Genomic DNA, 13,593 nt, shown 5'->3' on the forward strand with positions numbered 1-13,593 from the left:
GGCGAGCGTTTCGCGCTCGTTCGCCGGCCAGCCGGCTCCGACACAGATCTGCAGGAGCCAGCTGGCGGGCGAAGAGACCATAAAGGCCTCTCGAATCAGGACAAGCGCACACCCGGCGTCAACGCACTCGGCAGCACCAGGCTCGGGGTTTCCAGGGAAGCCACCGGATACGCGCAGTAATCCGCCGCGTAATAGGCACTGGCCCGATGGTTGCCCGAAGCCCCGACGCCACCAAAAGGCGCGCTGCTGGCGGCACCGGTCAGCTGTTTGTTCCAGTTGACGATCCCGGCACGGCTCTCCAGCCAGAACTGCTGGTAACGCTCGGCAGAATCCGACAACAGACCGGCAGCCAGGCCGTACTGAGTGTTGTTGGCCTCGGCAATGGCCCCATCGAAATCAGCGTAGCGGATCACTTGCAGCAAAGGTCCGAACAGCTCTTCATCAGGACGCTCAGCCACCGCCGTGACATCCAGGATGCCCGGGGTCAGCAAGGCAGCCTGAGCCTGGGGTTGAGTCATTTCCAGCAAGGCTACGGCGCCATTGGCCAGCAACTGTTGTTGCGCGTCCATCAGCGCACGGGCGGCGCCAAGGGAGATCACCGACCCCATGAAGGGCGCAGGCTGTTGATCGTAGCCACCCACATCGATGGTCGCGCTGACCGCCACCAGGCGCGCCAGCAAGGCATCACCCCAGGCCCCTTGCGGCACCAGCAAGCGGCGAGCACAAGTGCAGCGCTGACCGGCAGAGATGAAGGCCGACTGAATAATGGTGTAGACCGCTGCATCCAGGTCGGCGACCTGATCCACCACCAGCGGGTTGTTGCCGCCCATTTCCAGAGCCAGGATCTTGTCCGGACGCCCAGCGAACTGCTGGTGCAGATGATTGCCGGTGCGGCTGGAGCCGGTGAAAAACAGGCCATCGATACCTGGGTTGGCGGCCAGGGCGATACCGGTTTCCCGGGCGCCTTGCAACAGGTTGAGGACGCCCGCCGGAAGACCGGCTTCGATCCAGCACTGGACCGTCAGCTCGGCCACTTTCGGCGTCAGCTCGCTCGGTTTGAACAGCACGCTGTTGCCCGCCAGCAGCGCAGGAACGATGTGCCCGTTAGGCAGATGCCCGGGGAAGTTGTAAGGGCCGAACACCGCCACCACGCCGTGGGGCTTGTGCCGCAGCACCGCCGTGGCATCGCCCAACGGGCCGCTCTTCTCGCCGGTACGCTCGCGGTAGCTCTGCACCGAGATAGCAATCTTGTTGACCATGCTGGTCACTTCGGTGGCAGCTTCCCACAGGGGCTTACCGGTTTCCTCACCGATGCAGCGAGCCAGTTCGTCGGCACGCGCCTTCAGGCTGGCGGCAAACGCCTCCAGCACACTGATGCGCTCTTCCAGCGAACGCTTGGCCCAGGCTGGAAACGCCTGGCGAGCCGCCTGCACGGCGCTTTCCACTTGCGCGGCAGTGGCGCCGTTACCGGACCAGATAACCGCCTGGGTCACCGGATTGACCGAGGTGAAGGCTTCGCCCTGGCCAGCCAGCCATTGGCCGGCAATGTACAGCGTGCTCATTATTTCGACTCCCGAGAAGCAGACAGCGGAACCGCGCGGACCTGGTCGCCGGCGTTGAGTTGCAAGCGCTTGGCGGTCAGTGGATCAACCACCAGGGTGCCCGCAGCGAAGCGTGCAGGCGCCGCAGTGATGCGGCAGTCCTCGCGTTTACGGTTGTGGATCAGGAACGGCGTGGCGTCGTCGCCCGGGGTGCCGATGGCCAGCACCAGTGCCTGGCTGTCACGCACCGCGCGGATCTTGCTGGTCTCGCACTCCACCGCCGGGCCGGCGTCGAAGATGTCGACATAGCCCTGGTAGCTGAAGCCCTCGCTCTTGAGCATGGCCAGGGCCGGCTCGGTGTCGGTGTGGACCTTGCCAATCACATTGCGTGCATCCTCGGACAGGAAGCAGGTGTAGAGCGGGAACTTGGGCATCAGCTCGGCGATGAACGCCTTGTTGCCGACCCCGGTCAGGTAGTCCGCCTGGCTGAACTCCATCTTGAAGAAGTGTCGACCCAGGCTTTCCCAGAACGGCGAGCGGCCCTGCTCATCGGACATGCCGCGCATCTCGGCAATGATCTTGTTGCCAAACAGTTGCGGGAACTCGGCGATGAACAACATCCGCGCCTTGGCCAGCATGCGGCCGTTGAGGCCGGTGCGGTAATCGGCGTGAAGGAACAAAGAGCACAGTTCGGAGTTGCCGGTCAGGTCGTTGGCCAGGAACAGCGTGGGAATCTCACGGTAGATATTCAGCTCCTGGGAGGCGCTGACCGTCAGGCCGACCCGAAAGTTGTACCAGGGCTCACGCAAGCCGACGGCACCGGCAATGGCGGAAATCCCCACCACCCGGCCATTGTCGTCTTCCAGCACGAACAGGTAGTCCGCATCGCCGCGTCCGGCTTCACCGCGAAAGGTCTTTTCCGCCCAGCCAACCCTGTGGGTCAGGCGCTCTTCGTTGGCCGGCAAGGTGGTGAGGCCGGTGCCGGTGCTGCGGGCCAGGTCGATCAGCGCGGGTAAATCGCTGCTGCGTACGGGACGAACGATCATGCTATCTCCTCAAACACAGGCCGCTGGCGGCCTGCGCGAAACTCGCTGCTTTCTAGGCATGCTTTCCAGGTCGTGAAAGCAGGGGTTAAACCGCCACCAGGCGCACGCTGGCACCTTCGCCGACGCCCAGGGCTTCGGCCGTTTGCAGATCCAGGGTCACCGGTTTGCCCGGGGCGTAATCCAGCTCCAGCAACACGGCGCGGTAATCCTGCAACTGACCGTTGGACACCAGGTACTGGCGACCGCCGCCCTTGAGCGCCTCGCCAATCTTCACCGGTACCACGCGGCTCTGGGCAATGGAGCGAATCCCCGAAACCCGTGCATGCAAGGTAGGACCACCGTCGAAGATGTCGATGTAGTGATCGGTTTCAAAACCTTCGCGCATCAGGATGTCAAAGGTGATCTGCGCCCGCGGGTGCACCTGGCCCATGGCTTCCTGGGCGGCGTCCGGCAGCAGCGGCACATAGATCGGGTAATGGGGCATCAGTTCGGCAAGGAAGGTCCGGCTCTTCAGGCCGCACAGGCGCTCGGCCTCGGCATAGTTGAGGTCGAAGAAGTTACGCCCGATGGCGTCCCAGAACGGCGAATCGCCGTGCTCATCGCTGTAGCCGACGATCTCGGTCACCACCGAATCGGCGAAACGCTCCGGATGGCTGGCGACAAACAGCAGGCGGCCCCGGGAGTTGAGCTCCGACCAGGGCGACCCCACCAGTTCCGGCACCACATAGAAACTGGTCAACAGGCTGTTGCCGGTCAGGTCGTGGCACTGGGACAGGACGTGAATCTTGTTGTGGATCTTCAGCTCGCGGGACGCATGAACGAAGGTTTCGTTGCGAAAGCTGTAGAACGGCTCGGAATAGCCGGCAGAAGCGACGATGGCCGAACAACCCACCAGCTTGCCGCTGTCGGTGTCCTCAAGGACGAAGAAGTAGCTTTCTTCACCGTTGAAACTTACTTCAGCCGCGAACGAAGCCTCACTTGCAGCGATCTTGTCGCTCAGGCGATCCACATCATCGGGCAAGGAGGTGACACCAATCGGGCTGTCTGCAGCCAGACGCTGTACCTCGCCCAGATCAGCCATTTGCGCGGGGCGCATCACCAGCATGGTGTCACTCCTTACTCTAAAACAGGTCGGAAACCGTCCGACTCAGGGAAAAAAATGCCGGGACAGCCCGGCACAGGAATTAGGCTCGACGCCGGCCACTAAAGCCGACGCCGAGGAGTACTGCTACCTGGATCAGGCTTGAGTCAGTTTCGCTACGGCGCGCTCGAAGCGGTCCAGGCCGGCGTCGATATCGGCATCCTCGATCACCAGGCTCGGAGCAAAGCGCACCACGTCCGGACCGGCTTGCAGAATCATCAGGCCTTCTTTCTCGGCGGCGTTGAACACATCCTTGGCCTTGCCCTTCCAGGCTTCGCTGAGCACACAACCGAGCAACAGGCCCAGGCCGCGGACTTCAGTGAACAGGCCGTACTTCTCGCCGATCTGCAGCAGACGGGTCTTGAAGTGGTCGTGCTTGGCCTTCACACCATTGAGCACCTCGGGAGTGTTGATCACATCGATCACCGCCTCGGCCACGGCACACGCCAGCGGGTTACCGCCGTAGGTGGTGCCGTGGGTGCCAACCACCAGGTGCTTGGCCAGCGCTTCGGTGGTCAGCATCGCCGCGATCGGGAAACCGCCGCCCAGGCTCTTGGCGCTGGTGAGGATGTCCGGGGTCACGCCGTAATGCTGGTAGGCGAACAACTCGCCGCTGCGGCCCATGCCGGTCTGTACTTCGTCGAATACCAGCAGCGCGTTGTGCTGGTCGCACAGCTCGCGGGCGCCTTGCAAGTAGGCCAGCTCAGCCGGCAGCACGCCGCCTTCACCCTGGATCGGCTCCAATACCACCGCGCAAGTCTTGTCGGAAACCGCCGCCTTCAAGGCTGCCAGGTCGTTGTATGGCACATGAGTGATGCCGGTGATTTTCGGACCGAAGCCGTCGGAATACTTCGACTGGCCACCGACGTTCACGGTGAACAGGGTGCGACCGTGGAAGCTGTTCAGCGCGGCGATGATTTCGTACTTCTCGGCACCGAAACGATCGTGAGCCACACGCCGGGCCAGCTTGAAGGCGGCCTCGTTGGCTTCTGCACCGGAGTTACAGAAGAACGCGCGCTCAGCGAAAGTGGCGTCGATCAGCTTGTGGGCCAGACGCAGAGCCGGCTCGTTGGTGAACACGTTGGACACATGCCACAGTTTATTGGCCTGCTCGGTCAGAGCCCCCACCAGCGCCGGATGGGCGTGGCCCAGTACGTTGACCGCGATGCCGCCGGCGAAGTCGATCAGCTCCCGTCCCGACTGATCCCAGACTCGAGACCCCGCGCCGCGCACAGGAATGAAAGCCGCAGGTGCGTAGTTGGGAACCATCACCTGGTCGAAATCGGCGCGTTGCACCGGAGCTTGCTCAACGGACATCGAAGTCTCCTGAAGAGGAACACCCGCCTGAAACTGGCGAGCGATGGAGGGATTGTAAGGACAGTTTTGTGCCCGGCCTTGTCGCCAAGCGACAACTTCTTATAGCGCCAACCCCGGTTTTACGCGGGTTTATGGCAATGCGACAAATAGCGTCGCAAAGGCGCAGTTTAAACTGCGCGCAGGCTCAGCGGCAGATTTGCCGGGCAATTTTCCCGAGGTAATTACCCAGGTAGTTATTCACATAGCTATCCAGATAGCTGCGTGGCGAGCGGACCCAAATCCCGAAAAGGTTATCGGCGTTACGCCAACAAGGTGGCGCGAGTGGGTTGCCTGGGGGATTCGCCGGCAAGCCGGCTTCTACAGGACGGGGTCAGCCGCGTTCGGCTGGCACGGAGGAGAGTTCGAACGGGCTGCTGCTGCGCCGTTGATTGCGATCTTCACGGGGGGTGGCGCCAAAGAAATTGCGGTAGGCGCTGGAGAAGTGCGGACCGGAGGAGAAGCCGCAGGACAGGCCGATCTGAATGATCGACTTGCTGGTCTGCATCAACATCTGTCGCGCCTTGTTCAGGCGCAGTTCCAGGTAATACTGGCTGGGCACCCGATTCAGGTACTGCTTGAAGATCCGCTCCAACTGACGTCGGGACACACAGACATGCTGGGCAATCTCGTCGGTGGTCAATGGCTCTTCGATATTGGCCTCCATCAGCAGCACTGCCTGAGTCAGCTTCGGATGGCTGGAGCCCAGACGGTTCTGCAGCGGAATACGCTGACGCTCGCCGCCCTCGCGGATGCGCTCGACCACCAGCTCTTCCGAAACCGCACCGGCCAGCTCTGCACCGTGATCCCGCGCCAGCACCGCCAGCAACAGATCCAGCACCGACATGCCGCCACAGGCCGTCAGGCGATCACGATCCCAATCGAACAGATGACTGGTGGCAATCACCTTGGGGAAGCGTTCGGCAAAATCATCCTGCCAGCGCCAGTGCACCGCAGCCCGATAACCATCGAGCAGACCCAGTTGGGCCAGCGGGTAAACCCCGGCGGACAGCCCCCCAATTACACACCCGGCACGCACCAACTGCTTGAGGGCGCTACTGAGGGTCGAACTCATCGGTGCCGGTGGCTCATCGGCCAGCAGGAACAACTTCTGACAACCTTCAAGCTTGCCCGCCCAAGGCTCCCCCGGCAGTTGCCAGGCACCTTCGACCGGCGCTTCGGCCTGCAGGAATGCCAGCTCATAAACCACGTCCGGGTGCACCCGCTGGGCAACACGCAAGGCCTCCTCGGCCAGCGCCAGCGTCAAGGCTTTAGTGCTGGGCCAAATCAGGAAACCAATTCGATGGGCAGTCATGGCGGGCAATCCGAAACGAAAACAGTGTTAGAAGCCAAGGGCGGCAGCACCAAGTTAGACCATCTGGCGCGCGGTGCGCAGCATGACCTAATTTGGTGCATAACGGCAGCTATTACTTGAGGCTGCCGGAGAGGAATTGTTGCAAACGTTCTGATTGCGGGTTCACCAGCACTTCCCGCGGGTTGCCGCTTTCTTCCACCACGCCTTTGTGCAGGAACACCAACTGGTTGGAGACTTCACGGGCAAAGCCCATCTCGTGAGTCACCACCACCATGGTCCGGCCTTCCTGGGCCAGGGCCTGCATGACCTTCAACACGTCACCCACTAGCTCTGGGTCCAGGGCCGAGGTCGGCTCGTCGAACAGCATGACTTCCGGCTCCATGGCCAGTGCCCGGGCGATAGCCACGCGCTGCTGCTCACCACCGGACATGTGTCCCGGGTAGGCATCCTTGCGGTGCGCCACACCCACCTTGGCCAGGTAATGCTCGGCCTTCTCGCGAGCCTCGGCCTTGGACACGCCCAGCACATGCACCGGTGCTTCCATGATGTTTTCAATGGCGGTCATGTGCGACCACAGGTTGAAGTGCTGGAACACCATCGACAGGCGCGAACGCATGCGCTGCAGCTGCTTGGGATCGGCAGCCTTCAGCGCGCCGTCCTTGTTGGCCACCAGCTTCAACTCTTCGTTGTTCAGCAGGATCTTGCCGGCATGGGGCTGCTCGAGCAGGTTGATGCAGCGCAAAAAGGTACTTTTGCCCGAGCCACTGGAGCCGATGATGCTGATCACATCGCCAGCTGCGGCCTTCAGGGACACGCCCTTGAGCACTTCGTGACTGCCATAGCGCTTATGCAGGTCTTGGACTTCAAGTTTGTACATGCGGTCGGTTCTCACAAAAACAGTCAGTCGTTGAGCAAGCGCCCGTGACGCAGCGCTTCGCGCCCCGCCACCTTGGCCAGCCAGAAACCGGGTTGGGCATAACGCAGCCGCTCAACGGCGAACAACACGCCGCTGGTGCCAGCACACACCGTACTGACCCGATCGGATAGGGGATCAATCACTTCAAAAATCGGTTCGCCCACTTCTACCCAGCTCCCGGCCGGACGCAGAAAGCTCACCACGCCAGGGTGCGGCGCATACAGCAATTGGGTGCCTTCAAATGGCATGGCTTCGCAGGCTTCATGCGCGGGCGCAGGCCACTCACCGGCAATCAACCCCTGTTCGGCGAGAAACGCCAGGATGCCGGCAGCATGCGCCTCGGCCTGAGGACGCCCTGTGTCGGCCTGACCGCCCAGCTCCAGAGTGGTGGCCAGGCAGGCCAGGGGAATCTGCGCCTCGGGAAACTGTTGCGACAGACGCAACCAGGGCAGCGAACAGGCCTCATCGAACGAGCTGCCACCGGAATCTTCCGCCAGCAACCCGACCTTCACATCCAGGTGCGCCGCCAGGGAACGCCACTGCGGCCAATGCTGCGGCAAGGCGTACATATGCAGCGCCGCCTCGGTATCGCAATGCAGGTCCAGCACCACATCCGCCGTACAGGCATGACTCAGGAGCACCCGCTGCATGCCCTGCAACTGGCTTGCAGCCGGTGGCAACTCGGACAGCACCTCGCTCATGGCCTGACGGATCAAGCGCACATTGGCGTGAGGATCGTCCCCCAGACGCCCTTCCAGGCGCTGGGCCACAGGCCCGCTCAACTCGACAAAGTCGCGGTTGAAGTTCTTGCCGCTACCGGCTTCGAAACGTCCCTGGTGATTGCCTTGCAGCAACTGCCCCAACCCCAGCGGATTGGCCACGGGCACCAGTTCGATAACACCGTTGAGGGCACCTTCGGCTTCCAGTTCGGCCAGGCGCTTCTTCAGCTCCCAGGCGGTGCGCATGCCGGGCAACTCGTCTGCATGCAGACTGGCCTGGATATAGGCCTTGCGCTCGCCACTGCCGAAACGGAACACCGAGATGCTGCGCTCGCTGCCCAGGTGGCTCCAGGGCAATGGATGATCGATACGTTGCATATCAGTGCTTCCGCGGTGCCAGGTAGCGCAGCCAGCGGCCTTCGGCCAGCTTGAACAGGCGTACCAGGATGAAAGTCAGGCACAGATAGAACACGCCCGCGGTGATATAGGCCTCGAACGGCAGGTAGTACTGCGCATTGACCGTGCGCGCCGCGCCCGTGATGTCGATCAAGGTCACGATGGACGCCAGACTGGTGGTCTGCAGCATCATGATCACTTCGTTGCTGTACTGCGGCAGAGCCCGGCGCAGGGCCGATGGCAGGAGAATGCGGCGATACATCTTGTAGCGCGACATGCCCATGGCCTTGGCCGCCTCGATCTCACCGTTAGGCGTGGCCTTGAGGCTGCCGGCGATGATTTCTGCGGTGTAGGCGCTGGTGTTGACGGCAAAGGCCAGGCAAGCACAGAAAGTTGCGCTGGACAGCCAGGGCCAGAGGAAACTCTTACGCACCGCTTCAAACTGGGCCAGGCCGTAGTAGATCAGGAACAACTGCACCAGCATCGGCGTGCCACGGATCACATAGGTGTAGAGCCAGGCGCTCATGTTCACCAATGGCTGCTTGGACACCCGCATCAGGCCCAGGGGCAAGGCCACCAGCAAGCCGAAGAACAGCGACAGTGCCAACAGTTTCAGAGTGGTCAGCAAGCCGCTGAAGTACAGCGGCAAGGCGTCATAGATGACGTTGTAGTCGAAGATCATAGATCAGCCGCCCTTACGCCTACCGAGTAGCGCTTCTCAAGGTGACGCAATGCCAGCAACGAGACACTGGTGATCACCAGGTACATCGCCGCCACTGCGAGGAAGAAGGTGAAAGGCTCGCGAGTGGCGTCTGCCGCCTGCTTGGCCTTGAACATCATGTCTTGCAGTCCCACCACCGAAATCAGTGCAGTGGCCTTGGTCAGAACCAGCCAGTTGTTGGTGAAGCCGGGAATCGCCAGGCGAATCATCTGCGGCACCATCACCCGGAAGAACACCTGGAAGCTGCTCATGCCGTAAGCCATGCCCGCCTCGGCCTGCCCCTTGGGGATCGCCATGAAAGCGCCACGGAAGGTTTCCGACAGATAGGCACCAAAGATAAAGCCCAGGGTGCCGATACCGGCGGCCAGCGGATTGAGGTCGATGTAATCGTCGTAGCCCAGCAGCGGTGCCACACGGTTCAGCAAGTCCTGGCCGCCGTAGAAGATCAGCAGGATCAGCACCAGATCGGGAATGCCACGAATCACCGTGGAATACAGGTCGCCGAGCCAGGCCAGCCAGCGCACCGGCGAGAGGCGCAGCGCGACCCCGATCAGACCCAGAACAATGGCCAGGGCCATGGACGACAAGGCGAGCTGAAGCGTCAGCCAAGCGCCATCGAGGATGACAGCCCCGTAGCCTTTCAACATGATTCAGGTCCTCGAAAATTGGGATGAAAAAATGGCGCAAACTTCAGAGATTCTGCTGCTTGCGCCATCTCGGACTGACTGTTTCGACGGTCTTACTTACCGTAGATGTCGAAGTCGAAGTACTTGTCCTGGATTTGCTTGTACTTGCCATTCTCACGAATGGCAGCGATGGCGGCGTTGATCTTGTCCAGATCGGCCTTGTCACCCTTGCGCACAGCGATCCCTACGCCGTCGCCGAAATATTTGACGTCAGTGAAGGCCGGACCGACGAAGGCGAAGCCCTTGCCGGCGTCGGTTTTCAGGAAGCCGTCATTCAACAGCGTAGCGTCCGCCACGGTGCCGTCGAGGCGACCGGCCGCCACATCCAGATAGATTTCGTTCTGCGAGCCGTAAGGCTTGATCTGTGCACCCAGCGGCGCCAGGACTTCACGAGCGAAACGCTCGTGGATCGAGCCACGCTGCACACCGATATTCTTGCCTTTGAGCTCAGCCAGGCCATCGCTGACCTGAGTACCGGACTTCATCACCAGACGGGCCGGAGTGTTGTAGTACTTGTTGGTGAAGTCCACGGACTTCTTGCGATCATCGGTGATCGACATGGACGAGAGAATGGCGTCGATCTTGCGCACTTTCAGCGCCGGGATCAGGCCATCGAACTCCTGCTCGACCCATACGCACTTGACCTTCATCTCTTCGCACAGGGCATTGCCGATATCGTAGTCGAAACCGACGATGCTGCCGTCCGGCGCCTTGGAGGCAAACGGAGGGTAAGCCGCTTCGATACCAATTTTCAGGGGCTTTTCATCGGCGAAAGTCGGCAGGGACAGCACGGACAGTGCCAGGGCGCCAAGAAGCACGAGTTTCTTCATCTTAGAACTCCATCGGTAAAGGGCGAAAACGGCAGAGTGAGCGACAGCCCAATATGCGAATGGGTGGAACCTGAATTGCCGCGCTGCGTCCCGGGAAGCCCGCAGAGGACTCACACACAGGCAACGACGAGCGAGTGACCGGCATTCTAACGACAGGCTGGAAGCCGATATTTCCTCAATGCGACAACAAATTACAGAAGCATTGAGAATGCCGGGGCAGCACATTGACAGCTCTTCAAATCTATGCAAGAGCAAAAGACAGTAAACCGATCTATGTTGCAAATTGCGGGCCTATTATTCGCAAAGCCTTCTATTCCGGCAAGCGCAGCGTGATGACTTATTTTTTATATGGATATAAAAGGCCCTAAAATGGGGCTAGGCGTTTCCCATGGCCCCGAAAATGAGCGCGGGGTTACATCTTCGACAACATCGGTAACATTCGGATACGCCTGCCGGAAATATCCGATATTTATTCGCCCCTCTTCGCTGGCAAAGCAGCCGCCGCAACAACCACGCAGCCCCGCAGGAATCAGCTTGCCGGCGAATCGTGTGACCACAAAAAAGCCCCGCCCGGCACAAGGCCGGGCGGGGCTGGATGACTCGGAATCCGCCTCAGGCGACGTTCATGGTCTTGTGGGTATCAATCAGATGCTGCACCACACTTGGGTCGGCCAAGGTGGAGATATCTCCCAGACCGTCGTACTCCGCCGTAGCAATCTTGCGCAGGATTCGCCGCATGATCTTCCCGGAACGAGTTTTCGGCAGGCCCGGTGCCCATTGGATGACATCCGGCGAGGCAATCGGACCGATCTCCTTGCGCACCCAATTCTTCAGCTCCAGACGCAGGGCTTCGCTCGGCTCTTCGCCACCATTGAGGGTCACATAGACATAGATGCCCTGGCCCTTGATGTCGTGAGGCACACCCACCACCGCCGCCTCGGCGACTTTAGGGTGAGCAACCATGGCGCTTTCGATCTCGGCGGTACCCATGCGGTGCCCGGACACGTTGAGCACATCGTCCACTCGACCCGTGATCCAGTAGTAGCCGTCTTCATCGCGACGGGCGCCGTCACCGGTGAAGTACATGCCGCGGAAGGTCTTGAAGTAGGTGTCGACGAAACGATCGTGATCGCGGTACAGGGTCCGCGCCTGGCCTGGCCAGGAGTCGAGGATCACCAGATTGCCCTCGGCCGCGCCTTCGATGATGTTGCCCAGGTTGTCTACCAGGGCCGGCACCACGCCGAAGAACGGACGCGCTGCAGAACCCGGCTTCAGGGCATGAGCGCCCGGCAGCGGGCTCATCAGGGTGGCGCCGGTTTCGGTCTGCCACCAGGTGTCGACGATCGGGCAACGGGATTGACCGACGTTCTTGTAGTACCAGTCCCAGGCTTCCGGGTTGATCGGCTCGCCCACCGAACCCAGCAGGCGCAGGCTGCTGCCGTCGGCGCCTTCGCAGGCGGCGGTGCCCGAAGCCATCATGGCGCGGATCGCAGTCGGGGCGGTGTAGAGGATGTTGACCTTATGCTTGTCGACGATCTTCGCCACCCGGGTCACGTCCGGATAGTTGGGCACGCCCTCGAACAGCACGGTGGTGGCGCCGTTGGCCAACGGGCCATAGACAATGTAGGTGTGACCGGTGACCCAACCGACGTCGGCGGTGCACCAGTAGACTTCGCCCGGACGGTAATCGAACACCCGCTCATGGGTCAGCGACGCATAGAGCAAGTAACCGCCAGTGGTGTGCTGCACGCCCTTGGGCTTGCCGGTGGAGCCAGAGGTGTAAAGGATGAACAGCGCTTCTTCGGCACCCATCTCTTTCGGTGCACAGACGCTGCCGGCCACCTTCATCAGGTCTTCGTACCAGATGTCGCGATGCTGGTTCCACTTGATGTCGCCACCGGTGCGCTTGCACACGATGACTTTCTGGATGCTGCTGGTTTCCGGGTTGGTCAGGGCGTCGTCGACATTGGCCTTGAGCGGCACCTTCTTGCCGGCCCGGATGCCTTCGTCGGCAGTGATCACCACTTTCGAGCGGCAGTCGATAATGCGACCGGCCAGCGCCTCAGGCGAAAAGCCACCGAATACCACCGAATGGATCGCGCCGATACGGGTACAGGCCAGCATGGCCACCACCGCTTCGGGGATCATTGGCATATAGATAGTCACCACATCGCCGCGGTGCACGTCCTGGCCACGCAGGGCGTTGGCGAACTTGCAGACTTCTTCATGCAGTTCGCGGTAGGTGATGTTGCGGCTTTCGGCAGGATCGTCGCCTTCCCAGATGATCGCGATCTGATCGCCACGTTCGGCGAGATGGCGATCCAGGCAGTTATAGGAGACGTTCAGGGTGCCATCGGCGAACCACTTGATATCCACGTGGTGGTCGTCGAAGGAGGTCTGCTTCACCGTGGTAAAAGGCTTGATCCAGTCGAGACGCTTGGCCTGTTCGCGCCAGAAACCGTCCGGGTTCACGACCGACTGCTGGTACATGGCCTTGTAGGTCGCCTCGTCAGTCAGCGTATTGGCCAAAACCTCGGGACGAACGGGATACAGAGAAGCCGCACTCATCTTTCTTACCTCGGTGACATAGTTGTTTTTGTATGACCCCGTTGTAGCCGGGGGGCGCCTATAGAACCATTCGACGATGGTAGTAACAACCCCCTGCGAAATACCCCGATATTTGCCGCAACCCTTCAAGAACGCTGCTTACAGCGATATTCACCGCGGATAAAAATGTTCAAACAGACCTCCAGACAGGCCTTTTTCGGGGATTGTTACAAAAACCGTCAAAGGTGTTTATCAAAAGTACGCCTATATGGTCGCAGGCCCCGGGCCTAAAATCTGCCTCGCCAAACAGGCAATCTGATTAACCAAGTTGCAGCCCCCACGAAGGCAGTTAATCAAACTTCTACTCAAGTTCCACACGCAG

The 13,593-nt window shown here is 60.8% G+C and carries 11 protein-coding genes; all 11 read right to left on the reverse strand.

Annotated elements, in window-relative coordinates; translation table 11 throughout:
- Window positions 1-95: 95 nt before the first annotated feature.
- The 11 genes from astD to acs all read right to left on the reverse strand — a co-directional run bounded on the left by astD (window position 96) and on the right by acs (window position 13,232).
- On the reverse strand, window positions 96-1,565 hold the full coding sequence (gene astD, locus P7C00_RS24255; protein WP_346632567.1) for a succinylglutamate-semialdehyde dehydrogenase: 1,470 nt from the start codon (window positions 1,563-1,565) through the stop codon (window positions 96-98).
- On the reverse strand, window positions 1,562-2,587 hold the full coding sequence (astA, locus tag P7C00_RS24260; RefSeq protein WP_346632334.1) for an arginine N-succinyltransferase: 1,026 nt from the start codon (window positions 2,585-2,587) through the stop codon (window positions 1,562-1,564). Before astA ends, astD begins: the two co-directional genes overlap by 4 nt.
- An 85-nt stretch (window positions 2,588-2,672) precedes the next feature.
- A complete protein-coding gene (aruF, locus tag P7C00_RS24265) occupies window positions 2,673-3,692 on the reverse strand; it encodes an arginine/ornithine succinyltransferase subunit alpha (protein ID WP_346632335.1) in 1,020 nt (339 codons plus the stop codon).
- Window positions 3,693-3,824: 132 nt separating this feature from the next.
- Window positions 3,825-5,045, reverse strand: coding sequence for an aspartate aminotransferase family protein (locus P7C00_RS24270; protein ID WP_404937507.1), 1,221 nt, complete (start codon window positions 5,043-5,045; stop codon window positions 3,825-3,827).
- Window positions 5,046-5,415: 370 nt separating this feature from the next.
- Complete coding sequence (gene argR / locus P7C00_RS24275; RefSeq protein WP_102860681.1) at window positions 5,416-6,396, reverse strand: transcriptional regulator ArgR; 981 nt, start codon at window positions 6,394-6,396, stop codon at window positions 5,416-5,418.
- A 112-nt stretch (window positions 6,397-6,508) separates the two neighbouring features.
- The gene (locus tag P7C00_RS24280; protein WP_011062773.1) at window positions 6,509-7,273 is read right to left on the reverse strand and encodes an ABC transporter ATP-binding protein; all 765 of its coding nucleotides are present in this window, start codon (window positions 7,271-7,273) and stop codon (window positions 6,509-6,511) included.
- A 23-nt stretch (window positions 7,274-7,296) separates the two neighbouring features.
- A complete protein-coding gene (locus P7C00_RS24285) occupies window positions 7,297-8,409 on the reverse strand; it encodes a succinylglutamate desuccinylase/aspartoacylase family protein (RefSeq protein WP_346632337.1) in 1,113 nt (370 codons plus the stop codon).
- A 1-nt stretch (window position 8,410) separates the two neighbouring features.
- The gene (locus P7C00_RS24290) at window positions 8,411-9,109 is read right to left on the reverse strand and encodes an ABC transporter permease (protein ID WP_404937508.1); all 699 of its coding nucleotides are present in this window, start codon (window positions 9,107-9,109) and stop codon (window positions 8,411-8,413) included.
- Window positions 9,106-9,795 (reverse strand): ABC transporter permease, encoded by a 690-nt coding sequence (locus tag P7C00_RS24295; protein WP_016968104.1) that lies wholly within the window; start codon window positions 9,793-9,795, stop codon window positions 9,106-9,108. Before P7C00_RS24295 ends, P7C00_RS24290 begins: the two co-directional genes overlap by 4 nt.
- Window positions 9,796-9,887: 92 nt before the next feature.
- Window positions 9,888-10,664, reverse strand: coding sequence for an ABC transporter substrate-binding protein (locus tag P7C00_RS24300; RefSeq protein WP_404937509.1), 777 nt, complete (start codon window positions 10,662-10,664; stop codon window positions 9,888-9,890).
- Window positions 10,665-11,276: 612 nt separating this feature from the next.
- Window positions 11,277-13,232, reverse strand: a complete 1,956-nt coding sequence (gene acs, locus P7C00_RS24305) for an acetate--CoA ligase (protein ID WP_346632338.1) — start codon at window positions 13,230-13,232, stop codon at window positions 11,277-11,279.
- Between the last annotated feature and the right edge of the window lie 361 nt (window positions 13,233-13,593).

Origin of the sequence: Pseudomonas sp. JDS08PS003 (genome assembly GCF_045013505.1) — a bacterium.
In the GTDB taxonomy this organism is placed as follows: Bacteria; Pseudomonadota; Gammaproteobacteria; order Pseudomonadales; family Pseudomonadaceae; genus Aquipseudomonas; species Aquipseudomonas protegens_B.